Source organism: Rahnella sp. EDr1-12, from assembly GCF_049206505.1.
Classification (GTDB): Bacteria; Pseudomonadota; Gammaproteobacteria; order Enterobacterales; family Enterobacteriaceae; genus Rahnella; species Rahnella rivi.
Genome location: NZ_JBLZNY010000002.1, coordinates 948,488 through 974,984, shown reverse-complemented (window position 1 = coordinate 974,984; position 26,497 = coordinate 948,488). Strand labels below are relative to the sequence as shown.

At 54.8% G+C, this 26,497-nt stretch carries 29 protein-coding genes, 2 tRNA genes and 1 rRNA gene; 26 read left to right on the top strand and 6 right to left on the bottom strand.

Going from position 1 to position 26,497, the window contains the following annotated elements; all coding sequences use genetic code 11:
- The 19 genes from rrf to ACO0U8_RS13755 form a co-directional block, all read left to right on the top strand.
- Positions 1-101, top strand: a 5S ribosomal RNA gene (gene rrf, locus ACO0U8_RS13845); the annotation flags it as partial.
- Positions 102-188: 87 nt separating this feature from the next.
- Positions 189-265, top strand: a tRNA-Asp gene (locus ACO0U8_RS13840).
- Between the two features lie 437 nt (positions 266-702).
- Entirely contained in the window at positions 703-1,428 is a 726-nt protein-coding gene (locus ACO0U8_RS13835; RefSeq protein WP_421670987.1) for a beta-ketoacyl synthase chain length factor, read from the top strand.
- The gene (locus ACO0U8_RS13830; protein WP_421670986.1) at positions 1,425-2,240 is read left to right on the top strand and encodes a lysophospholipid acyltransferase family protein; all 816 of its coding nucleotides are present in this window, start codon (positions 1,425-1,427) and stop codon (positions 2,238-2,240) included. The genes ACO0U8_RS13835 and ACO0U8_RS13830 overlap by 4 nt, the downstream gene beginning before the upstream one ends.
- 3 nt (positions 2,241-2,243) lie before the next feature.
- Complete coding sequence (locus ACO0U8_RS13825; RefSeq protein WP_056781640.1) at positions 2,244-2,501, top strand: phosphopantetheine-binding protein; 258 nt, start codon at positions 2,244-2,246, stop codon at positions 2,499-2,501.
- A gap of 10 nt (positions 2,502-2,511) precedes the next feature.
- Positions 2,512-2,766 (top strand): acyl carrier protein, encoded by a 255-nt coding sequence (locus ACO0U8_RS13820; protein WP_122097331.1) that lies wholly within the window; start codon positions 2,512-2,514, stop codon positions 2,764-2,766.
- Between the two features lie 5 nt (positions 2,767-2,771).
- Entirely contained in the window at positions 2,772-3,350 is a 579-nt protein-coding gene (locus tag ACO0U8_RS13815; RefSeq protein ID WP_056781636.1) for a hypothetical protein, read from the top strand.
- Complete coding sequence (locus tag ACO0U8_RS13810) at positions 3,347-4,684, top strand: AMP-binding protein (protein WP_421670985.1); 1,338 nt, start codon at positions 3,347-3,349, stop codon at positions 4,682-4,684. The genes ACO0U8_RS13815 and ACO0U8_RS13810 overlap by 4 nt, the downstream gene beginning before the upstream one ends.
- A complete protein-coding gene (locus ACO0U8_RS13805; RefSeq protein ID WP_056781631.1) occupies positions 4,681-5,025 on the top strand; it encodes a 3-hydroxyacyl-ACP dehydratase FabZ family protein in 345 nt (114 codons plus the stop codon). The genes ACO0U8_RS13810 and ACO0U8_RS13805 overlap by 4 nt, the downstream gene beginning before the upstream one ends.
- Complete coding sequence (locus tag ACO0U8_RS13800; protein ID WP_421670984.1) at positions 5,016-6,743, top strand: glycosyltransferase family 2 protein; 1,728 nt, start codon at positions 5,016-5,018, stop codon at positions 6,741-6,743. The genes ACO0U8_RS13805 and ACO0U8_RS13800 overlap by 10 nt, the downstream gene beginning before the upstream one ends.
- A 1-nt stretch (position 6,744) precedes the next feature.
- On the top strand, positions 6,745-7,188 hold the full coding sequence (locus ACO0U8_RS13795; protein WP_122097344.1) for an acyl-CoA thioesterase: 444 nt from the start codon (positions 6,745-6,747) through the stop codon (positions 7,186-7,188).
- Positions 7,185-7,790 carry a LolA family protein gene (locus ACO0U8_RS13790; RefSeq protein WP_421670983.1) on the top strand — a complete coding sequence of 202 codons (606 nt, stop codon included), beginning with the start codon at positions 7,185-7,187 and terminating at the stop codon, positions 7,788-7,790. The genes ACO0U8_RS13795 and ACO0U8_RS13790 overlap by 4 nt, the downstream gene beginning before the upstream one ends.
- On the top strand, positions 7,780-10,086 hold the full coding sequence (locus tag ACO0U8_RS13785) for an MMPL family transporter (RefSeq protein WP_421670982.1): 2,307 nt from the start codon (positions 7,780-7,782) through the stop codon (positions 10,084-10,086). Before ACO0U8_RS13790 ends, ACO0U8_RS13785 begins: the two co-directional genes overlap by 11 nt.
- Positions 10,083-10,658, top strand: a complete 576-nt coding sequence (locus ACO0U8_RS13780) for a DUF3261 domain-containing protein (protein ID WP_056781621.1) — start codon at positions 10,083-10,085, stop codon at positions 10,656-10,658. Before ACO0U8_RS13785 ends, ACO0U8_RS13780 begins: the two co-directional genes overlap by 4 nt.
- Position 10,659: 1 nt before the next feature.
- On the top strand, positions 10,660-11,832 hold the full coding sequence (locus ACO0U8_RS13775) for a beta-ketoacyl-[acyl-carrier-protein] synthase family protein (protein ID WP_421670981.1): 1,173 nt from the start codon (positions 10,660-10,662) through the stop codon (positions 11,830-11,832).
- The gene (locus ACO0U8_RS13770; RefSeq protein WP_136376874.1) at positions 11,829-12,308 is read left to right on the top strand and encodes a 3-hydroxy-fatty acyl-ACP dehydratase; all 480 of its coding nucleotides are present in this window, start codon (positions 11,829-11,831) and stop codon (positions 12,306-12,308) included. Before ACO0U8_RS13775 ends, ACO0U8_RS13770 begins: the two co-directional genes overlap by 4 nt.
- The gene (locus ACO0U8_RS13765) at positions 12,305-13,036 is read left to right on the top strand and encodes a 3-ketoacyl-ACP reductase FabG2 (RefSeq protein WP_217204667.1); all 732 of its coding nucleotides are present in this window, start codon (positions 12,305-12,307) and stop codon (positions 13,034-13,036) included. The genes ACO0U8_RS13770 and ACO0U8_RS13765 overlap by 4 nt, the downstream gene beginning before the upstream one ends.
- On the top strand, positions 13,033-14,262 hold the full coding sequence (locus ACO0U8_RS13760; protein WP_421670980.1) for a beta-ketoacyl-ACP synthase: 1,230 nt from the start codon (positions 13,033-13,035) through the stop codon (positions 14,260-14,262). Before ACO0U8_RS13765 ends, ACO0U8_RS13760 begins: the two co-directional genes overlap by 4 nt.
- Positions 14,263-14,265: 3 nt before the next feature.
- A complete protein-coding gene (locus ACO0U8_RS13755) occupies positions 14,266-14,958 on the top strand; it encodes a 4'-phosphopantetheinyl transferase family protein (protein ID WP_421670979.1) in 693 nt (230 codons plus the stop codon).
- 39 nt (positions 14,959-14,997) lie between these two features.
- Here the strand turns inward: ACO0U8_RS13755 and yafC are convergent, their stop codons facing one another.
- On the bottom strand, positions 14,998-15,897 hold the full coding sequence (gene yafC / locus ACO0U8_RS13750) for a DNA-binding transcriptional regulator YafC (RefSeq protein ID WP_421670978.1): 900 nt from the start codon (positions 15,895-15,897) through the stop codon (positions 14,998-15,000).
- Between the two features lie 250 nt (positions 15,898-16,147).
- Here yafC and ACO0U8_RS13745 point away from each other — a divergent pair, with 250 nt between their 5' ends.
- Entirely contained in the window at positions 16,148-16,948 is an 801-nt protein-coding gene (locus tag ACO0U8_RS13745; protein ID WP_072158198.1) for an endonuclease/exonuclease/phosphatase family protein, read from the top strand.
- A 74-nt stretch (positions 16,949-17,022) separates the two neighbouring features.
- Here ACO0U8_RS13745 and mltD read toward each other — a convergent pair whose 3' ends face one another.
- Entirely contained in the window at positions 17,023-18,411 is a 1,389-nt protein-coding gene (mltD, locus tag ACO0U8_RS13740; RefSeq protein ID WP_056781602.1) for a murein transglycosylase D, read from the bottom strand.
- 69 nt (positions 18,412-18,480) lie between these two features.
- On the bottom strand, positions 18,481-19,236 hold the full coding sequence (gloB, locus tag ACO0U8_RS13735; protein ID WP_056781599.1) for a hydroxyacylglutathione hydrolase: 756 nt from the start codon (positions 19,234-19,236) through the stop codon (positions 18,481-18,483).
- 43 nt (positions 19,237-19,279) lie between these two features.
- On the opposite strand from gloB, the gene ACO0U8_RS13730 reads away from it, so the two are divergent.
- Positions 19,280-20,005, top strand: coding sequence for a class I SAM-dependent methyltransferase (locus ACO0U8_RS13730; protein ID WP_122097352.1), 726 nt, complete (start codon positions 19,280-19,282; stop codon positions 20,003-20,005).
- Positions 20,006-20,063: 58 nt separating this feature from the next.
- Here the strand turns inward: ACO0U8_RS13730 and rnhA are convergent, their stop codons facing one another.
- Positions 20,064-20,531: a ribonuclease HI gene (gene rnhA, locus ACO0U8_RS13725; RefSeq protein ID WP_056781594.1), complete on the bottom strand. Its 468-nt coding sequence runs from the start codon at positions 20,529-20,531 to the stop codon at positions 20,064-20,066.
- Between the two features lie 69 nt (positions 20,532-20,600).
- Between rnhA and dnaQ the strand changes: the two genes are divergently transcribed.
- On the top strand, positions 20,601-21,332 hold the full coding sequence (gene dnaQ, locus ACO0U8_RS13720; protein WP_056781591.1) for a DNA polymerase III subunit epsilon: 732 nt from the start codon (positions 20,601-20,603) through the stop codon (positions 21,330-21,332).
- Between the two features lie 140 nt (positions 21,333-21,472).
- Positions 21,473-21,549: transfer RNA gene (locus ACO0U8_RS13715), tRNA-Asp, on the top strand.
- A gap of 83 nt (positions 21,550-21,632) precedes the next feature.
- Here ACO0U8_RS13715 and ACO0U8_RS13710 read toward each other — a convergent pair.
- Positions 21,633-23,135: an NCS1 family nucleobase:cation symporter-1 gene (locus ACO0U8_RS13710; RefSeq protein WP_056781589.1), complete on the bottom strand. Its 1,503-nt coding sequence runs from the start codon at positions 23,133-23,135 to the stop codon at positions 21,633-21,635.
- A gap of 176 nt (positions 23,136-23,311) precedes the next feature.
- Between ACO0U8_RS13710 and ACO0U8_RS13705 the strand changes: the two genes are divergently transcribed.
- Genes ACO0U8_RS13705 through puuE form a run of 3 tightly spaced genes read left to right on the top strand, consistent with a single transcriptional unit; the run spans position 23,312 to position 25,735 of the window.
- Positions 23,312-24,046, top strand: coding sequence for a GntR family transcriptional regulator (locus ACO0U8_RS13705; RefSeq protein WP_056781586.1), 735 nt, complete (start codon positions 23,312-23,314; stop codon positions 24,044-24,046).
- Entirely contained in the window at positions 24,046-24,804 is a 759-nt protein-coding gene (locus ACO0U8_RS13700; RefSeq protein ID WP_421670977.1) for an aspartate/glutamate racemase family protein, read from the top strand. The genes ACO0U8_RS13705 and ACO0U8_RS13700 overlap by 1 nt, the downstream gene beginning before the upstream one ends.
- The gene (puuE, locus tag ACO0U8_RS13695; protein ID WP_056781581.1) at positions 24,797-25,735 is read left to right on the top strand and encodes an allantoinase PuuE; all 939 of its coding nucleotides are present in this window, start codon (positions 24,797-24,799) and stop codon (positions 25,733-25,735) included. The genes ACO0U8_RS13700 and puuE overlap by 8 nt, the downstream gene beginning before the upstream one ends.
- Positions 25,736-26,061: 326 nt before the next feature.
- Here the strand turns inward: puuE and ACO0U8_RS13690 are convergent, their stop codons facing one another.
- A complete protein-coding gene (locus ACO0U8_RS13690) occupies positions 26,062-26,217 on the bottom strand; it encodes a hypothetical protein (RefSeq protein WP_168734181.1) in 156 nt (51 codons plus the stop codon).
- Positions 26,218-26,497: the final 280 nt, after the last annotated feature.

Below are 26,497 nucleotides of genomic sequence, written 5' to 3'. Positions count from 1 at the left end.
GCGGTGGTCCCACCTGACCCCATGCCGAACTCAGAAGTGAAACGCCGTAGCGCCGATGGTAGTGTGGGGTCTCCCCATGCGAGAGTAGGGAACTGCCAGGCATAAAATTAGTTCCTTTTCCCCTGACAAGGAAAATAACAGGAACAAACACGCATCAGACGATTTCTGATGGGTGTGAAAGAACCGGTGGAGCGGTAGTTCAGTTGGTTAGAATACCTGCCTGTCACGCAGGGGGTCGCGGGTTCGAGCCCCGTCCGTTCCGCCACTTATTGCATAGACCCTGAATCGAAAGATTCAGGGTTTTTTTGCGTCTGCTTTCAGCGGATTGTGCGCATTTTGCTCGGAAATTTTAAGCTCGTATGCGCTTTTTAACCAATACTGACCTTAAACGTTTATTAAGTTAACCTCTGCGATTTATCTGATGCGGGAGTTAAGTGAAATTTAATATCAGTTTTGGCTAATAAACACTAAAAGAATAATAACCAATCTCGTTTATGTTTTGTTTGAGAAATACCCGTGGGTATTTTCTATATTAATGAACATGCTCGGTTTATTAAAACTGATATTAAATGCTAATATTTCTTACGTTTTAAAATATAAACCAAAATAAATTTAGCGATGACGATTTCATAGATTGCAGATGCCATCCTCAGTCAAATGTCATAGAATCTTAACCCGGCAAATTTATTAAGATAAGTCACCATGAAATTCTCACTGGATATACTTGACTGGCAGGCTCTCGCTCCGGGAAAAGACAGTTGTGAACATTGGATCCAGTGGGCTAATCAGTCTGATATTGTTCACTTTTCCGGTGAACATCCCAAGACGCCGCAGATCCCGATGATGGCTGCACGGCGTATGAGTATCGGAAGTCGATTTGCCGTTGAAACGGGCCTTTCGTTACTCGCTGCGCATGATATCGATGCGGCTATTTTTACCAGCCGTCATGGTGAGCTTGAGCGCTCAGGGCGAATTCTGAATGCCCTGGCCGAAAATCTCCCTACTTCGCCGACTGAATTCTCAATGTCAGTGCATAATACTGCCGCTGGCTGGCTGACCATTATCAGTAAAAAACCGCTGCCTGTGACGTCATTAGCGGCTGGCGGCAATAGTTTTCAGCAAGGAATAATCGAAGCACAATCAATGCTGGCTGGCGGGGCAGCGCGTGTCATGTTGATCGACTTTGACGGTGAAATACCTGCTATTTATGACAAATCGGTAAATTCTGAGTTTTTACCTTATGCTGTAGGAATATTATTAGCCGCTGGTGATGGCTGGCAATGTAGTGACATACTTTCCACGGGCAATGACTGTGTGCAGAACGTTCCTCAGAGTCTGCAATTCTTGCGCGGTTATCTCACTTCGTCTCCTTCCTTTTATGTTGATATGAATAATGGCCGACGCTGGCAATGGAAGCATAATTTGTGAGAAGAGTCTCTGGGTTGCCCTATGATGCGTTTTGTCTTGTGAACCGGGTGTGGCGATGGGGGGTAACAGGCCTCTTTTTTGCGCTTTTCGGAATCGGCGGACTGCTGCTTTCAATCATATGGTTTAACCTGTTGCGGCTCGTCATTCGTCAGCCTGAAACTTTGCACCGTATGACGCTAAACAGTATCCGTAACAGCTTCCGTTTTTTTCTGGGTGGATTACGGCTATTTGGAGTGATGGATTTTTGCTTCATCGGTGATGAGAAGTTTAAGCAGGATGCGGGCTGTCTGGTCGTGGCTAACCATCCAAGCCTTCTCGACTATGTGATCCTTGCGTCGCGAATGCCGCGCTGTGATTGCATCGTCAAGCAGGCTTTATTACAGAACCCGTTTTTGCGCGGCGTGATTAAAGCGGCGGGGTATCTGGTGAATGCCGGTTCGGAAACATTACTGCTTGCCTGTGAAGCCCGATTGCAAGCCGGTGGAACCCTGCTGATTTTCCCGGAAGGCACGCGATCTTTGCCAGGCCAGGAAATCACCTTGCAACGCGGGGCCGCAAATATTGCGGTGAGGGCGGGTTGTGATGTGCGGATTGTCCATATCTCCTGTCAGCCTCCGATGCTGACCAAGCAGGGGAAGTGGTATCAAATTCCGCGGGTCAAACCTCAATTTATTATTACGGTTGCCGATAAAGTTAACGTTATCGATTTTATGGATGACCATGATCTTTCGCCAGCGTTGGCAGCAAGACGCCTGACACAGCATTTACGCACCGAGCTGATGCGCAGCAATATTCAAAATAACGAGAAATAAGTCATGGATCCATTAAGCCACGAGATAAAAGAACTTATCATCACCACCCTCAATCTTGAGGGTATGACGCCTGATGAGATAGAGACTGAGGCGCCACTTTTCGGTGATGGTTTAGGACTAGACTCTATTGATGCCCTTGAATTAGGTTTGGCTTTCAAAAAGCAATACGGCGTGACCCTTTCGGCAGAAAGTCAGGAAATGCGTGAGCATTTTTATTCTGTTGAAACCCTCGCCCGGTTTATATCAGTGCAGCGTGGTTAAAGAGATTCCTATGCAGAAGCAAGAAATTTACAATCAAATTAGCGAGTTATTAATCAAGCTGTTTGAAGTGGATGAAAGTGATATCAAACCAGATGCAAAATTATATGAAGATCTGGAATTAGACAGCATTGATGCTGTGGATTTGGTTGTTCATTTGCAGAAGACCACCGGACGAAAGATTAAACCTGAAATGTTTAAATCGGTGCGCACCGTTCAGGATGTTGTGGATGCCATTGATGAATTACTTAACACGCCTGCGCAGTAATCGCCGTGTCTGAAGCCCGTAACAGGGTCGCCACGATTATCCGCTGGGTAACGATCGTGGCGATAGTTGCCTATCCCGTCGCGGTGTGGAGCGGTTTAAAAACCTGGGGGATCGGCATTCTTGCCCCGTTACTGGGGCTGGTTTTTATTCTGCGCCTGCTGACTTTTCGCGGTAAGCTCAGCCAGCTCACCTTCTTTGGTAAAGCGATTGCGGCGGCGGGCATTGTCCTGGTGGCGATCAGTGCGCTGTTACGCGAAACATCCTTGCTGTTGTATTACCCGGTTGCGGTAAATACCTTGCTGTTTATTCTGTTTTTCAGTTCATTACGCGCGCGGCAATCTGTTGTTGAGCGCCTGGCCAGACTCAGTGAACCGGATTTATCCCCTGCAGGTGTCATTTATACCCGGCGCGTCACGCAAGTCTGGTGCCTCTTTTTTGTGTGTAACGGTTTTCTCGCTTTATATACCTGCCTTAAAGGCGATGTGGCTCTTTGGGCGCTGTATAACGGCGGGGTAAGTTATCTGCTAATCGGCTTATTGATGGGTATTGAATGGATAGTCAGAAAGCGTCTGCAACGGTTATGACGCTCCCAATGGGCCAGTGGCTGAGTGCACAGAGAGCCGATGATCATCTGGTTGCCTGGAGCGAAACCCGGTCATGGCGCCAGGGTGAGTTACGCCACGATGTGCTCTCACTCATCAGTCAGATAACCGTCACCCCACATCAGCGCTGGGCGATTTGCCTGCAAGACAATTACGCCTTCGCCGTTGCTTTGCTGGCGGTGATTTACAGTGGAAGAACGCCGGTGTTGCCCGGCCATTTTCGTCAGGCCGTCCTGGCAGAGCAGTTGAAAGAATTCGACGCGCTGATCACCGATCTCCCGCTGTCACCCGGGTGCCCGACACTGACCTTTCCCTGTGATACCAGCCCCTCCTTTTCATCTTTACCGGCATGGCCGGAAAATGCATCGCTGATTTTATTTACCTCAGGCTCAACCGGCAAACCGCAAAAAATCATTAAACTGGTATCCTCTCTCGAATGTGAAAGCCGGTGGCTTGCTGCGCTTTGGGGTGACGATCTCCGGGGCAGTTATTTTGCGGCGACCGTTGCCCCGCATCATATGTATGGGCTGACTTTTGCCTTCATGTTGCCCCTGACGCTGGGGCTGCCTTTTTATGTGAAAAGTGTCGAATACCATGAGCAGTTGGTGACGCTTTCCCGCGTCCGCCCTTTAGTGCTGACCAGCAGCCCGGCGTTTCTTAAACGACTGGACCCTGCGCTGGAACCGGCCAGCCTGCGTTGCGTCTTTTCTGCCGGAGGTCCGCTGACCCGCCATGGTGCGCAATTAACAGCGACAACCTGTGGTGGTTTTCCGCGGGAGATTTACGGGACGACAGAAACGGGGGTGATCGCCCATCGCCAGTCTGATGAGCCCTGGACGCTGTTCAGCGACATCGCTTTCGAACACCGTCGGGATGGCCACGTTGCACTGATGTCTCCGCTAATCCCGCAACCTGAAGGCATGATTCTCAGTGATGAGGTGGACATTCTGCCAGACCAGCGGCATTTCCATTTGCTGGGACGCAAAGATCGGATTGTGAAAATTGCCGAGCAGCGAATCTCGCTCAGTGAAATAGAGCAACGCCTGTGCGCACTGGAGGCGGTGTCCGAAGCCTGTATCATGACCATAGAAAAGCAGGGCAGAGTTTGCATCGCGGCAGTGCTGGTTCTGAGCCCTGCGGGTGACCAACAACACAGGGCGCAGGGGCACAACCCTTTTATCGGCCAACTTCGGCAAGCGCTGCGTGACTGGTTGTCGCCGGTGTCTCTGCCGCGTTACTGGCGCATTGTCCCGGCCATCCCTCTCAACCAGCAAGGCAAGCGCGCTGCGGCTGAATTACAGGAAATGTTTTTATGAAGATGCCTGAAGTGCTCAGTCAGCAAAAAATCAGCGACAGCAGCCTGATCCTCGAATTACGGCTTCCGGCAGATTTATTCTGGTTCAAAGGTCATTTTCCCTCCTCGCCGATTTTGCCGGGCGTCACGCAGATAAACTGGGTGATGGAATACGCCAGTGCCGTTTTCGGGCTGGACAACAGGTTTTCCGGTATGGAAGTGGTGAAATTCCAGCGGCCTCTGTTGCCCGGTGAAACCGTCAGGGTGCAGATTGACTGGCTGAAAGAAAAACACCGGCTGGTTTTCCGATACAGTCTGGGCGACGTGGTCGCCAGCAGCGGGAAAATCAGCTTATGTCCCTGAATCAGCACCAGGCTTTTTCTCCCTGCCTGATTATTCCGTGCTACAACCACGGCGCAATGATGGCACGGGTGCTGGAAAATCTCCGGCCTTTGGGTTTGACCTGTCTCGTCGTCGATGACGGCAGTGATGCGGCGACTGCCGATGAGCTGCAACGGCTGGCTGCCGTGATGCCGTGGATGAGCCTGACGCGTTTGCCGTCGAATCAGGGCAAAGGGATGGCGGTCATGAAGGCGTTGCGGCTGGCAGCCGAAAAAGGCTTCACTCACGCCATTCAGGTTGATGCCGACGGTCAGCATCAGCTGTCAGACGTTCCCGCCATGCTGGACGAAGCCCGGCGTCATCCGGATTGTCTTATCTCCGGTCAGCCGGTTTACGATGACAGCGTGCCTAAATCGCGATTGTATGGCCGTTACATCACGCATTTTTGGGTGTGGGTCGAAACCTTGTCGTTTTCGCTCAAAGACAGCATGTGTGGTTTTCGTGTTTACCCTCTCAAACCCTGTCTGGCGCTGATGGACAGTCATGCCCTCGGGCAGCGGATGGATTTCGACACCGAGATTATGGTGCGCCTTTACTGGCAAGGCACCCGCAGCCGCTTCCTGCCGACGAAGGTGACCTATCCAGCTGACGGCCTTTCGCATTTCGATGCCGTAAAAGACAACATCAAGATTTCATGGATGCACACCCGGCTGTTTTTTGGCATGTTGCCGCGCGTGGGGTTTTTACTGCGTCAGCGACAAAATCTGCCGGCCGGTCAGCACTGGTCAGCCACGCCTGAACGTCAGGGGCTGTGGGGCATTCGCCTGATGATGAAGGTGTATCGCCTGCTGGGATACCGCGCATTTCGTCTGCTGCTTTACCCGGTAATCGCGTATTTCTGGCTGACCGGCCAGACTCAGCGCAGGGCATCAGCCCGTTACCTTGACCGTATCCGCCACACCGCCGCGCAGCGAAACCTGACCTTGCCTTATCCCACCGGCACGTTCCGTCATTTCATGCGTTTTGGTGAATCCTTGCTGAGCAAGCTGGCGAGCTGGCAGGGCGATAAAACCCTGACCGACGCCGTGCTGGTCAATCCTGAGGTTTGCGAGGCACACATCGCGTCGGGGCGTGGAACGCTTATTCTGGCCTCGCATCTGGGCGATATCGAATCCTGCCGCGCATTGGGTGCGCTCAACCACCGGATCATCGTCAATGCGCTGGTTTTCACCGACAATGCCGAGCGCTTTAATCAGGTGATGAAAGAGATCAATCCGCAGGCGGTGGTGAACCTGATCCAGGTGAGCAAGATGGGGCCGGATACGGCGATGCTGTTGCAGGAAAAGCTCGATGCAGGAGAATGGGTGGCGATCGTCGGCGATCGTACCTCCGCCAGCAGCCATCAGCGCGGTGAACACGCCCGCGTGATCTGGAGTGATTTTCTTGGCAAGCCGGCCGCGTTTCCGCAGGGGCCTTTTATTCTGGCGGCAGCGCTGCGTGCGCCGGTGATGCTGATGTTTGGCATCATGCAGCAACGGCAGCTGCACATTTACTGTGAAAATTTTGCCGACCCGCTGATCCTGCCACGCGCTCAGCGCCTGCCCGCGTTGCAGGACGCCGTCGATCGTTACGCCGCTCGTCTTGAGCATTACAGCCTGCTGGCGCCTCATGACTGGTTCAATTTTTATGATTTCTGGCAGCATCCAGCGGATGACGCCCCTGAAGGGAAACCTGACTGATATGACGTCCAAACTTGACCCACAATTTAACGATCCGCGATTTTCCACCCGCGTGGAAATCACCGTGCCTTTTCACGATGCTGATTCGATGGGCGTGGTGTGGCATGGCAACTATTTCCGTTATCTGGAAGTCGCGCGCGAGCAATTGCTGAAGCAGTTTGATTACGGTTACCGTCAGATGCTGGCGTCAGGCTATGTCTGGCCAATCGTCGATACCCGCCTGAAATACATCGCGCCGGTTGTCTTCGAGCAACGCATTGAAGTGCGCGCACAGCTGGAGGAGATCGAAAACCGTCTGCGGATCGGCTATCAGATTTTCGACATCGAAACCGGTAAGCGCACCACCACCGGTTACACCTTGCAGGTGGCGGTAGATGCCACCACCAAAGAGATGTGCTTTGTCTCGCCACAGGTGTTGTTCGATAAAACGGGAGTCAGCCTGTGAGATCACTGTTATTTATCCTGCTGGCGGTGTTCAGCGTGGCAGCTCAGGCCGTCACGCTGGAAGAGTTACAGCAGCGTTTTAGTCAGGTGCCGGTACTCAGAGCCGAGTTTGCCCAGCAGCGGACCATCAGCGGCATGGCGCAACCGCTCAATTCCAGCGGAAATCTGGTGATCGCCCAGCAGCAAGGGCTGTGGTGGCAGCAGGAGAAACCGTTCAGCCTGACGTTATTACTGACCGAAAATCGCATGGTGCAGATCATGGCGGGGCAGGATCCGCAGGTCGTCACCGCGCAAAGGAACCCGCAGATGTTTCAGTTCAACTCGCTGCTGAGCGCCTTATTTCATGCCGATCGCCGCGTGCTGGAGCAGAATTTCACGCTCGGTTTCACCGATCAGGGCAAGGGCGCCTGGACGCTTGTCCTGACGCCGAAAGTCTCGCCGCTTAACCGTCTTTTCCGCAGCATCACGCTGCATGGCGAAACTTACCTGAACAATATCGATATTAATGACATGCAGGGCGACGCCACGCATATCCGCTTCTTCAACCAGCAAACGGCGCCAGCCCAGCTGACTGACGCCGAGAAACGCCATTTTGCGTCCTGAACTTCATCGTCGCCTCGCACTAGGCTGGCTGCTGATCATCGCCTTGCTGGTCGCCGCCTTATTCTGGCTGCTGCCGCGCAGTCAGATTAACAGCAGCGTGCTGGCGCTCCTGCCGCAACAGCAGAACACCACCGTTCCGCCGGAGTTTGTAAAAGGTTTCACGCAGCGCCTCGATCGTCAGCTGATGTGGCTGGTCAGCCCGCCGCAGGGCGCAGGCATTGCGCCGCTTGACGACTGGCTGAAACAGCTGCGGGCGTTGCCTGAACTGAGTCAGGTGGAAGGGCCGATGGATGCTCAACGCCAGCAGGAGTGGGGCACGTTCTTTTTTCAACACCGTAACGCTTTGCTCGATGAAGCGACCCGCCAGCGGCTGACAACCGGGGCAGAGGCGCAAAGCCAGTGGATCCTCGGTCAGCTCTACTCGGCGTTTGCCGGCGTCAGTGGCAAAGAACTGGCTCACGACCCGCTGTTGCTGGTCCGCGCGTCCCAGATGGCGCAGCAGCAAAACAGCAGCGGCATGACGCTCGATCAAGGCTGGCTGATGGCCCGTGATAAGCAGGGGCGCAGCTGGTATTTAGTGCACGGTGAGCTGAAAGCCTCTTCGTATGACATCACCACCGGCAGGCAGACGGTCGCCAGCCTGAATGCGGTGAAACAGGCTTTTGAAACCCGCTGGCCGGGGGCGAAAGTGCTGGCGCGCGGCACAATTTTCTACAGCAACTATGCCAGCCAGCAGGCTGAACACGATCTTTCCACCATTGGCGCGGCGTCGGTGATCGGCGTATTCGTGCTGATTTTAGTGATGTTCCGCTCGGTGCTGCCGTTGTTGCTCAGCCTGCTTTCTATCGCCATTGGCGCATTATCCGGCACCGTCTTTACCTTATGGGTATTTGGCGAAATTCACATAATGACGCTGGTGCTGAGTACCAGCATTGTCGGGATCTCCGCTGACTACACCCTTTATTTCCTCACCGAGCGGCGGGTTCACGGCGACACGACCACGCCGCTGGACAGCCTGAAAAAACTGTTCCCGGCATTATCCATGGCCCTGCTGACCACGGTAGCCGCCTATCTGATGCTGCTGATCGCGCCCTTTCCGGGCCTGCAACAGCTGGCGGTATTCGCCGCGGCCGGGCTGAGCGCCGCCTGTATGACGGTGATGTGCTGGTATCCGTATTTATCAAAACGCCTGCCGGTAGGGCCGACACCGGGGCTTGCCCTGATTTTCCGCTGGTTGCTGGCGTGGCGCAGCCAGAAAGCGGTGCGCATCGGCTTACCCGTCCTGATTTTACTGGTGGCAGCGGGCGGAATAGCTCAGCTTAAAATCAATGATGATATTGCTGACTTACAATCGCTGCCCGCCGCGTTACAGCAGCAGGAACAGCAGATTGCCGCGCTGACCGGGCAAACTAACGATCAGAAATGGCTGGTGGTGTATGGCGAAAATGCCGAGCAAACGCTGCAACGCCTCGAAGCATTACGGCCAAAGCTGGCGCAGGCCAAGACGGGCGGCGTGATTGACGGCTACCGGATGCTCGGGCTGCCCTCCCAGGCACAGCAGCAGCGCGATTTAACCTTGCTCAGGCAGCGTGCGCCGCAGATTGTGGCTCAGTTAGAGCAGGCGGGTATCCGCGTTTCTGTGCCCGATTTACGTCCGCAAACGGTCGATGTTCCGATGTGGCTTAACAGCGTCATCAGTCAGGGCTGGCGGTTATTATGGTTGTCCCTGCCGGACGGGAGCAGCGCGACACTCATTCCTGTCAGTGGCGTTCACGACAGCGCCGCGATGGCAGCGCTGGCGGACTCCTCGCCGGGCGCGGGCTGGATTGACCGTAAAACGGAGTTCAGCGAGCTCTTTTCCCAGTACCGGGTTTATCTGACCGGCCTTCTGGCGCTGGCCGTGGCAGTGATTGCCGTCATGTATCTCTGGCGTTTCCGCCTGCCGCACGGGCTGATTTGTCTGGTGCCGACTGTTTTATCACTGGCGACGGGCATCGCGGCGCTCGGCTACAGCGGGCATAATCTCAATCTGTTTTCTTTGCTGGCGCTGATCCTGGTGCTGGGCATTGGCATTAACTACACGCTGTTTTTCACCAATCCGCACGGCACACCGACCACCTCGATGTTTGCGATATTTATGGCAGTAGTGACGACGCTGCTGACTTTCGGGATGCTGGTATTCAGCGCCACGCAGGCGATCAGCAGTTTTGGCATTGTGCTGAGTTTTGGCATTCTGACGGCCTTCCTGCTCTCACCGCTGACCCTGCCGGTTAAAAAACGAGGACGTAGAAAATGAGTCGATTCACGTTGCCACTTCTGGCCTGGCTGGTGCTTAGCCTCGGCGGGTGTGCCACGCAGCCTCCGGCCAGTACGCTGCCGCAAGCCTGGCTGAAACCCGGCGTTCAGGTGAAATTACCCTCGCCGCTGCTGGAAAAGCCGGTGAGTCAGCAACAGTTGCTGACGGCCACCGTGAAGGGCAAACAGCAGTCGCTGCTGGTCTTACTTAATGCCGATGGCAAATCGCTGCAACTGGCCGGGCTCTCTCCGCTGGGGATCCGTCTGTTCAAAGTGGTCTACGATCAACAAGGGATCCACACCGAGCAGGCCATAAAAATTGACGGTTTACCTCCTGCAAATCAGGTTCTGGCCGATATTATGCTGAGCTACTGGCCGGTCGAACGCTGGCAGCCGCTGCTTCCGGCAGGCTGGAGGCTGGACGATCAACCGCTGCGCCGCACGTTGCTGGATAACCACGGGGCGACGATCACCCGCATCGACTATCTGCCGAAAGGCGCGACCCGCCAGCCAGTGTCGATCACCCAGCAGGCTTTTCATTACCAGATAACTATCCAGAACGTCGGTGGCTAACATGATTTACTTTTCGGCCGTGGGCATGGTGAACGCGCTGGGCAACGATCTTGTCCAGATCGCACAAAACCTCACGGCGGGCGCTGCGCCTGGCATGTCATTGCAGGAAGGCTGGTTGACGGAAAACCGTCCGGTCTGGCTTGGCACCGTCACGGGCGACCTGCCGGCGATCCCTGGTGATCTGATGGCGCACCGCAGCCGGAATAATCAGCTGTTGCTGGCCGCCCTGGCGCAGATCGAATCTCAGGTCAGCGCGGCGATCGCGCAGTACGGCAAAGATCGCGTTGCGGTGATCATGGGCACCAGCACCTCTGGCATTGCTGAGGGCGAAGAGGCAGTGCGCTATTTACATCAGCACGGTGAATTCCCGCCGGGCTTCGATTACCGCCAGCAAGAGCTTGGCGATCCGTCGCAGTTTATGGCTGAATTGCTGGATCTGAGCGGCCCTGCGTACACGTTGTCTACCGCGTGTTCCTCCAGTGCGCGGGCGATCATCAGCGGCAAGCGACTGATCGAAGCCGGGCTGGTGGACGCGGCCATTGTCGGCGGTGCTGACAGCCTTTGCCGCATGCCCGTGAACGGCTTTAACAGTCTGGAATCGTTATCGCATGGGCGGTGCGCGCCATTCGGACAGAGGCGCGACGGCATCAATATCGGTGAAGCCTCCGCGCTGATTTTACTGACCCGCGAACCGGCAGAGGTCGCACTGCTCGGCGTCGGTGAATCTTCCGATGCGTGGCACATGTCTGCGCCACATCCGGAAGGGCTCGGGGCGGAAAGGGCGATCACGATGGCGCTGAAAATGGCCGGGCTGACCGCGAGTGACGTGGGGTACATCAACGCTCACGGCACGGCGACGCCGCTCAACGATCAGGTGGAGGCCGCTGTCATACATCGTCTGTTTGGCAACAACACGCCGTGCAGTTCGACCAAGCATCTCACCGGCCATACGCTGGGTGCCGCCGGCGCGACGGAAGCCGCGCTCAGCTGGCTGATCCTGACGCAGGCTCTTCATCTGCCGCATCAGGATTTTTCACAGATTTCGCGCGATGTCAGCCTGCCGGATATCTGGCTGGCCACGACCGGGCAACCGCTCGCCAGACCGGTGATCCTGTCTAATTCTTTTGCCTTTGGCGGCAACAATGCCAGCATTCTGATCGGGAGGCCGTCATGAGTTATCAAAACGCGGCGGATTTTTTACCTCACGCTGAGCCGATGGTCTTGCTGGAAAACGTGATTGAAGTGACCCGCGACACCGCGTTGTGCAGCGTTGTGGTGAGCCAGGACAGCGTACTGGCCCCCTTTCTGAATGCGGACGGTGCGTTGCCTGCGTGGTATTCCCTCGAGCTGATTGCGCAGACGATTGGCGTGTGGAGTGGCTGGCATGGCGCACAATCCGGCGAGCCGCCACAATTAGGCATGCTGCTGGGCGGACGTGGTCTTAAATGCGCCGTCCCGGAATTTGCGGCGGGCAGTGAATTATTAATCAGAGTATCGATGGTATTACGCGATGAAAAAATCGCGAGTTTTGAAGGTGTTATCAGTATTAAGGGTGAACAAGACAACCTACAGGTTGCACAGGGACGGCTGAATACTTATCAGCCAGACAAGGACGAAATAATAAAATTAACTCAGGGGATGCAGGCATGACGCGTTCAGTATTAGTCACCGGCGCCAGTAAAGGGATCGGTAAAGCCATTGCCATCCGGCTGGCGAAAGACGGTTTTGAGGTAGCGATTCACTACCACAGCGATAAAACAGGCGCTGAAGATACCTTGCAGCAGATCGCCGGATTCGGCGGCAGTGGCCGTATTGTGCAATTTGATATCAGCCACCGTGCGCAGTGCCGCGAGGTAATTGAGCGTGATATTGAGGCGCACGGCGCGTATTACGGCGTGGTTAATAACGCCGGTATTACCCGCGATGCGGCGTTTCCGGCACTCACCGATGAAGACTGGGATGGCGTGATCCATACCAATCTCGACAGTTTCTATAACGTGTTACATCCCTGCGTTATGCCGATGATCGGGCTGCGTCAGGGCGGGCGCATTATTGCGCTGTCCTCTGTTTCGGGTATCACCGGTAACCGCGGGCAGGTCAATTACAGCGCGGCCAAAGCGGGCATTATCGGTGCCTGTAAGGCGCTGTCGCTGGAGCTGGCAAAACGCAAAATCACCGTGAACTGCATTGCGCCGGGGCTTATCGATACAGGCATGCTGGAGATGGAAAAACCGGCGTTCGACGCGGCGATGAGTATGATCCCGCTCAAACGTATGGGCAATGCCGATGAAGTGGCGGGCCTGGCGAGCTATCTGATGTCAGATATTGCCGGCTATGTTACCCGTCAGGTGATTTCCATCAACGGAGGCATGGTATGACACACCGTGTAGTCGTCACCGGCATGAAAGGAATTACGGCGTTCGGTAATCACTGGCACGACGTCAGCGCCCGCCTGCTGCAAGGGCGTAACGCGGTTCGCCACATGGACGAATGGCTGATTTATCAGGGGCTGAATACGCATCTTGGTGCGCCGGTGGATGACTTTGTTATCCCGGCGCATTACACCCGCAAGCGTATCCGTTCAATGGGGCGCGTCTCGCTGCTGTCCACCCGTGCGGTGGAACTGGCCCTGGAACAGGCGGGTTTACTTGATGATCCGATCCTGACCAACGGCGAAACTGGCATTGCCTTCGGGTCTTCCACCGGCAGTACCGGGCCGGTCAGCGAATTCGCCACCATGCTGACGGAAAAGCACACCAACAACATCACCGGCACCACGTACGTGCAGATGATGCCGCACACCACGGCAGTGAATGCCGGTCTGTTCTTTGGTCTGAAAGGGCGGGTGATCCCGACGTCCAGTGCCTGCACATCGGGCAGCCAGGGCATCGGCTATGCGTATGAAGCGATCAAACACGGCTACCAGACCGTGATGGTGGCGGGCGGCGCGGAAGAGTTATGCCCGTCGGAAGCCGCGGTTTTTGACACGTTGTTCGCTACCAGCCAGCAAAACGATCACCCTGAATTATCTCCCCGTCCGTTCGATGCGCAGCGTGACGGGCTGGTGATTGGCGAAGGTGCTGGCGCGCTGATCCTTGAATCCCTCGAACACGCCAGCGCGCGGGGGGCGAAAATTTATGCCGAGATCGTCGGGTTCGCCACCAACTGCGACGCTGCGCACATCACTCAGCCGCAGCAATCCACCATGCAAATTTGCATTGAAAAAGCGCTGAAAAACGCCGGTATTTCTGCGGCGGAGATTGGCTACATCAGTGCGCATGGCACGGCGACCGATCGCGGGGATATCGCGGAAAGTCAGGCGACGGCGGCGGTCTTTGGCGACAGAACGCCGATTTCGTCGCTGAAAAGTTACTTCGGCCATACGCTCGGCGCCTGTGGCGCGCTGGAAGCCTGGATGTCGCTGGAAATGATGCGCGAAGACCGCTTTGTTCCAACCATCAACCTGACGCAGCCGGATCCGCTGTGCGGCGAACTGGACTACATCATGGGCGAATCGCGTCATATTCAGACCGAGTTTATTCAGTCGAATAACTTCGCGTTTGGCGGCATTAATACGTCGCTGGTTTTCCGTCGCTGGCCATAACTGATGACGTCTGCGTATTTCGTGACGGCACAGCTGAACGACCGCTTCCCGCTGTCGCGTTTGCCCGCAGACCTCCTCGCGCGAAGTGAAAGCATGAACCCCGCCCGCAGGCAGCAATGGCTTGCGGGAAGGGCGCTGCTGGCGCAAGCGATGTGGGCTTTTAAAGGCTGTGAGATGCTGCCCGCTATGCAGATTTCCGCCACGGGCAAACCGTCGTTTGTCGATCCCTCCCTGCCGCATTTTTCCCTCAGCCACAGTAAAAACTGTCTGCAACTGGTTCTGTGCGACGCCGGACAAACCGGATGCGACGTCGAGCAGATGCGCCCGCGTCCGCGTTATCTGGCTATCGCACAGGCGGCCTTCAGCGCTGGCGAATTCCGGTGGATGGTAGAGCAGACCGATCCGCAGACTGCCTTCTGGCAGCTCTGGTGTTTACGTGAGGCGTGGCTGAAACAGCAGGGCGCAAGCGTCTGGCAAATGGACCGCCTTCGTCTCGACCCCGCCGCAAGACGTTTTACCTCACAACCAGCGACCGGCAGCCGGTTATGGTGTGGAAGGCGGGGCACGGTGATGAGCGCGGTGGCCGTTCCGCAAGGCGCCGGGGCGCCGCAGGAATACCGGTTTGAACCCGCCAGCGAAATGCTTATTTCTCAGCGTCAGCGCGACTGGACTTCCTTTGATGCCGGGAGCCGGTGAACCGACATTTCCGCGAAACCGGCATCACCTGATCGCGAATTATTTCCTGTCAGAATCCCCGAGCTTCTCGCTTAAAAAATCAATGAAACTCCGAATCCGGGTACTGACCCGCTGGTCGCTGTAATACACCGCGTGCAGCGGCATCGCGATGCGCATGACATCCGGCACCAGCAGTTTGACTAAATCCCCGCGCTGCACATCTTCATCGGTCATGAAATCCGACAGACAGGCGATACCGTTGCCCTGCAAACACAGCCTGCGCAGCGTTTCGCCGCTGCCGGAACTGATAAACGGGGTGATCGTCAGTTGCTGGCCATCGGCGCACAGCAGCGGCCATTTGTTCAGCGCGACCACTTCGTTAAACCCCAGACAACGGTGCTTCAGTAACGCGTCGACGCTGTCCGGCGTTCCCCATTTTTTCAGGTATTCCGGCGAGGCCAGCACGCTGCGGTAGCTGAGCATCAGTTTGCGGGCGCGCAGGCTTGAATCCTCAAGCTCACCGACGCGGATCGCCACATCAACTTTGTGGTCGATCAGATTGATGTTGCTCTCGGAAGAAAACAGCGCCAGCGACATCTTCGGAAAGCGTTCGGTGAATTCAGCCACCAGCGGGGTAATGACGTGCAGGATCACCGGCGTGGCGGCGTCTACGCGCAGCAATCCCTGCGGATCGTCGCGGTTTTCCAGTAAGTCGTCTTCGGCGGCAGCCATGTCATGCAGGATTTTCTGCACGCGAAAAAAATACCGTTCGCCTTCATGCGTCAGGCTGATCTGGCGCGTAGTTCGGTTAAGCAGGGTGATCCCAAGCTTTTGCTCCAGCCGTTTCAGCGTCCGGCTGACGACTGAATTATCCTGCCCAAGCTGTTCCGCCGCACGGCTAAAACTGCCACTTTCCACCACGGTCACAAAGGTCATCAACTCTTCAGAACTGGCTCGCATTGATGTTACTCCAGCATAAATCATCTGATACTTTGGTTATTTCTGTCATTTAAGCACAAGCAGATCAACGCCGCCATCGAATCAGGTCCGGTGATGGGCGGGGCTTTTTTTATGCTAGCCTTTAGGGGAACAGGCGGGTTGTATACCCTTGTAAACAGATTTGGCCTGAGCGCCTGCGGGCGTATACTGAACTTTCGTTGAGAGATGATCTCTCACATAGCATCATTGAATGAGTGAACAGGCGATTAGCGTGCGAAAAAAAACATATGCAATGAGGTATGTGGCAGGTCAGCCCGCTGAGCAAATTTTCCCAGGCGCCCTCGCACATTTGGGGCCAGATTTGCCGCCGGGTGCCGCACTTCCCAACTCGAATATTTTGCGCGTCATGGTGTGGAATATCTTCAAACAGCAGCGTGCTGACTGGTTGTCAGTCCTGCGTGATTTCGGCAAAGATGCGCAACTGGTATTACTTCAGGAAGCGCAAACCACTCCGGAACTGATCCGTTATGCCACGTCCAACTATCTGGCCGCCGATCAGGTGCCTGCGTTTATGCTGCCTCAGCACCCCTCTGGCGTGATGACACTGTCTGCGGCACACCCGGTCTATTGTTGCCCTCTGCGTGAGCGTGAGCCGCTGCTCAGGCTGGCAAAATCGGCATTAGTCACCGTCTATCCGTTACTGGATGGCCGTCTGCTGATGGTTGTAAACATTCATGCGGTCAATTTCAGTATTGGGATCGACGTTTACAGCAAGCAACTTGACCCGATTGGTGAGCAGATTGCGAATCATAAAGGGCCGGTGATCATGGCGGGGGATTTCAATGCCTGGAGCAAACAACGTATCAACGCGCTGTTTGGTTTTGCGGGAAATATTCATCTGGAAGAAGTGCGTTTCCCGGCGGATTACCGCAAACGCGCCTTTGGCAGACCGCTCGATTTCATCTTCTATCGCGACCTGAGCGTGACTCACGCTTCCGTCATGGAAACCCGTGCGTCTGACCATAATCCGCTGCGCGTAGAGTTTCTGGCCGGTAAACCTCTGGTGCAGTAAAAAAGCCCTTCCCAAATTTTGGATAAAAAAAAGCACCCGGAATGTTCAGGGTGCTTTTTTATGGTCCAAACCTGTCAGGTTTCCGGGCTCATTTTGTTGCTAACAAACAGCGTTAGCTTTTTGCCTGGCTGAAGGTTGTCTGCTGACGCGTTCCAGCGCATGACATCTTTGATGTTCACGCCGTGACGCCTGGCAATGCTCGACAACGAATCGCCTTTACGTACCTGATAAGTGATGCTGCCACCGTTTACGCTGGTATCGCTGACGCTGTTATCCGCCACCTGCAGTGTTTGCCCAACTTTTAACGCGCCTGCTGAGCGCAAATTGTTCCAACGCTGTAGATCACGGGTTTTCACATTCAGTCGGGCTGCAATACCAGACAAGCTGTCGCCGGAGCGAACCTTGTACTGTTTTGCCCCTGACGGAGTGTTGCTGGCCAGTTGGGTTTGCTGCACTGCGGCGATATCGCCATCAGCCAGAGAATCCTTTAACTGGTCGGCATGCGCCTTCGGCAGAACAATGTAATGCGGGCCATTCGGCGCGGTCACATTCTTCTTGTAGCCAGTGTTAAACGACTTCAGCTTGGTCAGTGACATACCTGACATTTCAGCGGCCTGCGTTAATTGCATTTGCTGTCCGACTTCAACACGCGCCAGAGCACGGTCTTCACTCGGTTTCGGCAGGTTGATGCCATACTTCTTGCTGTTCTTTAAGAGGTCACTCAGCGCTAACATCTTCGGAACATAAATCGATGTTTCACGCGGCAGTGCCAAAGACCAGAAATCCGTAGGTCGACCTTTTGCTTTATTCGCTTTCACCGCTTGCATCACGCGGCCTTCACCACTGTTATACGCAGCCACGGTCAGTAACCAGTCGCCGCCAAACATCTTGTTCAGGCGTTGCATCATATCAAGCGCAGCAGTCGTCGAAGCAACAACATCGCGGCGTCCGTCATACCACTGGTTTTGTTTCAGACCATAGTTGCGACCCGTCTGCGGCACAATCTGCCACAACCCAGCAGCGTTAGCTGATGAGGTTGCTTTGGGGTCAAAAGCGCTCTCCACTATGGGTAGCAGTACCAGTTCCATCGGCATCTTACGTTTCTTAATCTGCTCGGTGATCCAGTACATGTACGGCTCTGCCCGTAATGTTACATCGTGGAGATAGCTCTTATGTTTTAAATATTTAACTCTTTGCTCGCGGATCCGGGGGTTATCCGGAACCTTCATCTTCAGCTCGTCGCCAATGAAGTTCCACAGGTTTTGCTGAGAGGCGGCGTCGTTTCCATCCAACCATCCCCCAGAGGCCGCTCGGCCATCACCTGTGAACTGTCCTGCTTCTTCACTTTGACTTGCTGAAGACAAACTCTGTGCATGTTGCTCGGGTACCTTCGCGCCCTGCCTGGACGCCTGGCAACCGGTGAGCAACATGGAGGCGATTATTAGGATCGCATATGCCTTCATGTGTGTGTCATAGTTGCTTAAAAGACGAGCGATAATACTTTGCTAAGAAGAAAAACACAACCTTTGGGTTCAGAAGCTATCCTTGAGAGCCCTTAAATGGGCGAAAACGTGCCAGGCGGGTTTTAAGGGATCGTTAAGGTTTAATTTGTTTTGTAAATCAAGATCATCACATCGTAAAAATAGGTTAATTTTCCGTTCAAGACCGAGGGTAGAAGGCAGGGAAGATTGTCCCTTTTCGCGCATTTGTTGCACTTTGTGCTCATGAGAATGAATATCATGATCCTCGGGCAAAATGGACCGCGCAAACTTAAGATTTGAGAGAGTATATTCATGCGCGGCACAGACGAATGTTTCGTCAGGCAGTGCAGCTAACCGTTGAAACGACTGGTACATTTGTTCGGGGGTCCCTTCGAACAAACGGCCGCATCCGGCTGAAAACATCGTGTCCCCGCAGAAAAGATAAGGTGCGCTATAGTATGAAATGTGACCGAGAGTGTGCCCGGGGGTAGCAAAGATTTGCCATTCCAGACCGCCAATTTCCAATTTGTCACCGTTTTTAAGACTAATCTGACTAAATTTGTTCTCAGTTTCGTGAGGTCCGTACACTTTCAGAGCAGGAAAATGGCTGCAAATCTCGTTTACTCCCCCCACATGGTCATGATGATGGTGGGTGAGAAGGATCGCATCAGGGGTTAAATTGTGCGATTTTAACGCGGCCAATACCGGCGCCGCTTCGCCCGGATCGACGATCAGACAATGCCCTTTCTGGTCATCCAGCAACCAAATGTAATTGTCCTGTAACGCAGGAATACTGATAAGATTCATGGCAACCTCTCTTTGGCAACTGCTTGAAAGAAGATAATAAAATATGCGACCCGCCCGCGCCCGTAAGAACATTGTTGCTCCGGCTTCATGGGATGAAATCCCGTGCGGCGACTACTACCGTGCCGCGCTTGAGCAACAACTGCAACCCTGGTGGGGAAAACTGTACGGTTTTCACCTGCTGAAAATCGGCGCATTGAGTGCCGAACTCAATGCCGAAGCCTGTCCTATTTCGCATCAGGTCAATTTCGCCTCGCAGGGAGAAGGGATGCACGTCAGAGGCGACCCTTACTCTCTGCCGTTCGCTGCAAAATCTGTCGATGCCTGCCTGCTCAGCCATACGCTGGCCTACGCCGAAGACCCGCACCGCATATTGCGTGAAGTGGATCGCGTGCTGATTGATGATGGCTGGATAGTGTTAAGCAGCTTCAATCCCCTGAGCCTGCTGGGGCTGGGCAAACTGATGCCGTTCTTTCGCAAACGTCAGCCCTACAGCAGCCGCCTGTTCACCCAAATGCGGTTACTTGACTGGCTGTCTTTACTGAATTACGAAGTGATGGTTCACCGGCGTTTTCATGTACTGCCGTGGAGAAAAAACGGGGGGAAACTGCTGAGTACGCATCTGCCCGCGCTGGGCTGTATGACGCTGATTATTGCGCGCAAGCGGACTTTCCCGCTGACGCCGATGGCGAAAAAAGTGCCCGCGCAGAAACAAAAAATACCCCAGGCGGTGGGGGCAACGAAGAGTTACCGGGAAGAACATCGGGACTAAAACACTACACCGTCCCTCTGATGAGGGGCGGCGGGGACAGGGTGTGGTTCCTGCGGCGTTAATTCTCGGCCTGATAACCGACATCTTCCAGCGTCGGATTGCCCGCCGCTTCTTTTGCCAGCACGTCACAGCGTTCGTTTTCCGGATGACCGGCGTGGCCTTTCACCCACATCCAGTTCAGCTGATGTGTCTGAATGGCGGCGTCGAGACGCTTCCACAAATCGACGTTTTTCACCGGTTTTTTATCCGCTGTTTTCCAGCCGCGTTTTTTCCAGTTATGGATCCAGGTGGTAATGCCCTGGCGCACATACTGGCTGTCAGTGCTCAGCGTGACTTCGCACGGCGTGGACAAGGCTTCCAGTGCCACAATTGCCGCCATCATTTCCATGCGGTTATTGGTGGTCAGCCGGAAACCGGCGCTGAACTCTTTTTCATGCTGCTTATAGCGTAAAATCGCACCGAAACCGCCGGGGCCGGGATTGCCCAGGCAGGAGCCGTCGGTGAAAATTTCTACCTGTTTGGTCATCTCTGGTAGACTCTTCCATCAAATGTAAAAGCCAAGTCTGACATAAACGAGCGCTGCGAGCACTGCAATATGATTTCTTCTCCTACCAGACAGATTGTTCTCGATACCGAAACCACCGGTATGAACAAACTCGGCGTCCATTACGAAGGGCACCGGATTATTGAAATCGGTGCCGTTGAGGTGGTGAACCGCCGCCTGACCGGCCGCAATTTTCACGTTTATCTCAAGCCCGATCGCCTGATCGACCCGGAAGCCTTTGGCGTTCACGGCATCAGCGATGAATTCCTCGCCGACAAACCGACGTTTGCCGAGGTCGCGGACGATTTTATCGAATACATTCGTGGCGGCGAACTGGTCATCCACAACGCGACGTTCGATATCGGCTTTATGGATTACGAGTTCGACATGCTGGGCCGTAACCTGCCGAAAACCGAGACGTTCTGTAAAATCACCGACAGTCTGGCGATGGCGCGTAAGCTGTTTCCCGGCAAACGTAATAACCTCGATGCCCTGAGCGATCGCTACCTGATCGACAACAGCAAACGTACGCTGCACGGCGCACTGCTTGACTCCGAAATCCTGGCCGAAGTGTATCTGATGATGACCGGCGGCCAGACCAGCATCAAGTTTACCCACGAAGGTGAGCAAAACACCGGTGCGGACGGGCAGGGGATCCAGCGGATCGCGCGTCCGGCGTCCGGCCTCAAAGTGATCAACGCCAGCGAGCAGGAGCTGGCGTGGCATGAAGAGCGTCTTGATCTGGTCGTGAAAAAAGGCGGCAGTTGTTTGTGGCGTTCCTGAGCCGAATTTTTCAGGCGGTTGCACTTAAAATATGCAGGATGCAGAAAAACTGTGCAGTTGTTTGAAAACGAGAGAAAAAGCATTGACGGCGTCGCGGGGATTCCTTACTATCCGCTCCGTTCTTAACCAGAACAAAACGCGGAGCGGTAGTTCAGTTGGTTAGAATACCTGCCTGTCACGCAGGGGGTCGCGGGTTCGAGCCCCGTCCGTTCCGCCACTATTCAGAAGCCCTGAGTGAGAAATCACTCAGGGCTTCGTCGTTTCTGCCGTCCTGGCATTTTCCTTCCTTCTCTGTTCTGTTTATTCCGCTTCGGCTTTCAGATACCCCAGCTCATGGCGGCTTACACGATCGTGACGTGCAATAAATCGGTAACAGCCACCGGACAACAGTGCGCCAATGAACCAGCTAAAGTTCGCCACCTGATGCAGGCCCGGTGTAAAGCTGATGACCAAACCAATCACCACAGCAGGCACCAGCGCCGCGATCGCTTTCGGGTTAAAGCCGTTGCGGTACCAGTAACGTCCGGAAGGTGTGGCGTTGAACAGCGCATCGACATCCATCTGGCCGCGTTTGATCAGGTAATAATCCACCAGCAAAATCCCGAAAAGTGGCCCGATAAACGCCCCCAACACGTCCAGCGTGTAGTGAATCAGTTCCGGTGACTGGAACAGGTTCCACGGCGTCAGCAGAACAGAGCCGACGGCCGCGATCATCCCGCCGGTGCGGAAGCTGATTTTTTGCGGCGAGCAGTTAGAGAAATCGAAAGCCGGCGAGACAAAGTTCGCAACGATATTGATCCCGATGGTAGCGATGATCATCGTCAGCAGGCCGAGCGCCACGGCCACGCTGTTGCCCACGCGGCTGACCGTTTCGATAGGATCGGTGATCATCTGGCCGAACAGAGATTGTGTCCCTGACACGATAACCACGGTCACAATGGAGAACAGCAGGAAGTTAAACGGCAGGCCCCAGCGGTTACCGCGACGGATTTCGCTCATACTTTTGCCATAACGCGAGAAGTCGCCGAAGTTCAGCAGCGGGCCGGAGAAGTAAGACACCACCAGCGCGGTGGCCGTCAGCATTTCCCAGCCCTGCTGGCCGACGGTCAGCGTTTTAGTCGACAGCGTGAAAGAGATATTGCTCAGGCCGGTTTTATACAAGATCCAGCCCGCGAGCATCAGCATGACGACATACACTGCCGGGCCCGCCACGTCGATGAAGCGTTTGATCGCGCTCATGCCGTGCCAGAACACCATGGCCTGTAACACCCACATAATGCCAAAGCAGATCCAGCCCAGCGCCGACAGCCCCAGCCAGTGCGGCACGGTCAGCGGAGTGATTGACGGGAAAAACTTCAGCAATACCAGCATCAGCGCGCTGGCGGCCAGATAGGTCTGAATGCCGTACCAGGCGAAGGCGATCAGCCCGCGGATCACCGCCGGAATGTTTGCCCCGAACACGCCAAACGCCTGACGGCAAATTACCGCGTAAGGCACACCGGCCTGCTGGCTCGGTTTCGCCACCAGGTTGGCGCAAATCTGCACAATACAAATCCCGCATAACAAACACAGCAGCACCTGCCAGCTGGTCAGCCCGAGTGTGAAGAAACTCGCCGCCACCACATAGCCTCCCATGCTGTGCACATCGGACATCCAGAAAGAAAAGATGTTGTACCAGCTCCAGTTTTGGTGACGCGTTGGCGCTAAATCATCATTGCACAGCCGCGGGCTGTAATAAGGCTTGATGATCCCGGCGCTCTGTTCAGAAGACGCCGTGGCGGAGGTGATTTCCTGATTTGGCATAAATCGTGCTCCTGTCATAAACAACATGTGAAAGTCGGAAGCCGGATCTCCGGCTGCCAAAAGATGAAAGCAGTCACAGGAGCACTGCATGAATCAGGCCAAACTTCACTTTTTGTATACAAAAAATCTATTTCATGTATACGATTAATACACGAACGGTATACGGAGTAACGGCAATGACCAGTTGGAACGGGCTGAATACGGCCTATTTTACCGAGGATAAGGACGACCATATTTATAACGCGCTGGTGAAATCGATCGTCGAACATCAGCTGTTACCGGGCAGTAAATTGCCGGAAGAAGCGCTGGCGGACGTGTTTTCCGTCAGCCGCACCGGCATTCGCCGTGTGTTGCAACGCCTTGCCGCAGTGCAACTGGTGACGTTATTGCCCAAGCGTGGTGCGCACGTCACCACGCCGGACGCTGAAGAATCCCGCGATGTTTTCGCCACCCGTAAAATTCTCGAATGCGCCAACCTGCCGCTGGTGATCGCCCGCTGTCAGTCCACCCATCTGGTGGCCATGAAAAAGCTGGTGCAGGAAGAAAAGCGTGCCCACGAAGAACGCAATGGTGAGGCCGCAATCCGCCTTTCTGCCGCCTTTCATGTCCAGCTGCAGGCCATTTCCGGCAATAAAGTGCTGACCGAATCTGTCTCCCAGCTGACGCTGCGGTCTTCCCTCGCCATTGCCGCCTGGGGCGCGCCGTGGCAGCAGGGATGCCGCTGTCACGATCACGACGATCTTCTCGACTTGCTGAAAAAGCGCGATGTCACCGCGCTGACCGCGAGCATGGCGCAGCACTTTGACAGCATTGTTTCCAGCCTGCGTTTTGAGCAGAACAAGGGGCAGATGCCCGATTTCGCGCAGATCTTTTCCTCGCAACGGACAGCCAACAATGAGGAGAAACGCTGATGTCGCGCGCGCTTTGTATACAACTGATCAACCCGAACACCAGCCAGGCGATGACCGCAGTGATGGCGCAAACGGCCCGCTCGGTGGCCGCGCCGGAGACACAGATTCTGGCCGTCTGCCCTGAAGAGGGGGCACCGTCTATAGAAGGGCATTTTGATGAGGCGATTGCCACGCTGGGCGTTTTACAACAGGTGAAGGCGGGGCGGGATGCCGGTGCTGACGGGCACATTATTGCCTGTTTCGGCGACCCCGGATTACTGGCCGCGCGCGAGCTGGCACGCGGGCCGGTGGTGGGTATTGCGGAGGCGGCGATGCACCTGGCGACCATGCTGGCGACACGGTTTTCCATCGTGACGACCCTGCCGCGCACGCTGACCATCGCCCGGCATTTGCTGCATCAGTACGGTTTTGAACGCCACTGCGCAGCGCTGCATGCCATCGATCTGCCGGTGTTATCACTGGAAGACGGCAGCGGTCTGGCGCAGGAAAAAGTGCGTGAACAGTGTATCGCGGCGAAAAAATCCGACGGCAGCGGGGCGATCGTGCTCGGTTGCGGCGGCATGGCCGATCTGGCGCAGGAACTGACGCTGGAGCTGAACATTCCGGTGATCGACGGCGTCAGCGCGGCAGTCAAAATGGTGGAGTCACTGGCCGCATTGCGCCTGACCACCAGTAAACACGGCGATCTGGATTATCCGCTGGAAAAAACCCTGTCTGGTCGATTTGCCGGACTGAATCTGAGAGATCACTATGTCTGATGTTGAGCACGGTTTTACCGACGCGTATCCGCGTGACCTGATCGGCTATGCCGGACGCCCGCCGCACGCCAACTGGCCGGGCAACGCCCGCATCGCGGTGCAGTTTGTCCTCAATTATGAAGAGGGCGCAGAGAACAACGTGTTGCATGGCGACGCCGGTTCCGAGCAATTTCTGTCTGATATCATCGGTGCTGCCAGTTTCCCTGCCCGGCATATGTCGATGGATTCGCTGTACGAATACGGCTCCCGCGCCGGTTTCTGGCGCATCCACAATGAGTTTCAAAAACGCGGCCTGCCGCTGACCGTTTTCGGCGTGGCGATGGCGCTGGCGCGTAACCCGGAAATCGTCAATGCCATCAAAGCGGCGGATTACGATGTCGTCAGCCACGGCTGGCGCTGGATCCACTATCAGGACATGAGCAAAGCCGAAGAGGCGCAGCACATGCAAAAAGCCGTCACCGTGCTGCGCGATTTATTCGGCAAAGCGCCGTCCGGCTGGTACACCGGCCGCGACAGCCCGAACACCCGCCAGCTGGTGGCCGAATCGGGCGGATTCCAGTATGACAGCGATTACTACGGCGATGACCTGCCGTTCTGGACACCGGTCAAACTGGAAAATGGTGAGACAAAACAGCATCTGGTGATCCCGTACACGCTGGAAACCAACGACATGCGCTTTGCCTCCCCGCAGGGTTTCAACACCGGCGAGCAGTTCTATACCTACCTGAAAGACACGTTTGACGTGCTGTATGAAGAGGGTGAAACCTCACCCAAAATGATGTCGATCGGGATGCACTGCCGGATACTTGGCCGACCGGGGCGGTTCAGGGCTTTGCAGCGGTTTCTGGATTACGTGGAATCGCATGAACGCGTTTGGGTTTGTAAGCGGCAGGAAATAGCGGATCACTGGGTTAAACATTTCGGTGTTTAATCTCGACATTCAATTTCAAATTCAAAACCTTGGGTTGCCACCCAAACTGGCCTTAAGGGGCGCCTATCGCCGCACCCCTTAAGAATCCCGGGCTCTTTCACTGTGCGCTGTCGCTCGCTGGCTATGTTTCAGCAGCCGCAGCGACAGGCTGGAAATCTTGCCGCTGCGCGGTGCCCTCTCTCGGTCCTGAAGCCTTAGGTCTTCAGGCCGCTCCGTTCGGCAAGATTTCTGAATCGGCCCGAAACCTTTACTTCGTAACCTCACCCACGATGAATTCATAAATTAAACAAAGTGAGTGGGATGTTAAGGTGATCGAAAATTAACAGTTAACGCTCTGTTTTTTGGCTGGTCACATGACGGGTTCGCAGCGTGCCGTTACGCTTAGCCTGGTCATACGATGCTTTTAACTGGCGCATCGTTTCAACTTTGTATTCTGTTATGGTCATTTTTTTAAGAACTGAAATATCGTGTTCTGAGTACATAACCCATTCCTTTTTCGCCGTGTCCATTGGTCGCTTTGTATAGGTTTCCCCGCAGCAAAAGAACTGTACACCGAAGAAAATTTTAAAAAAGAGGCTAATTATAAGACTGGAAGGCATTACGCAGGAAAAAAATGTAACGAATGTAAGTCGTAGAAAGGGAATGTTTTTGCCGACGAAATGTTTTAAAAAACCTTCAAAGCGCGCTCAACACCATTGCTGAATGAGAGTTTGCAGCCTGTCTCTGTGATCTCTGAAACATAGCCAGCGAACAGAGCGCGTG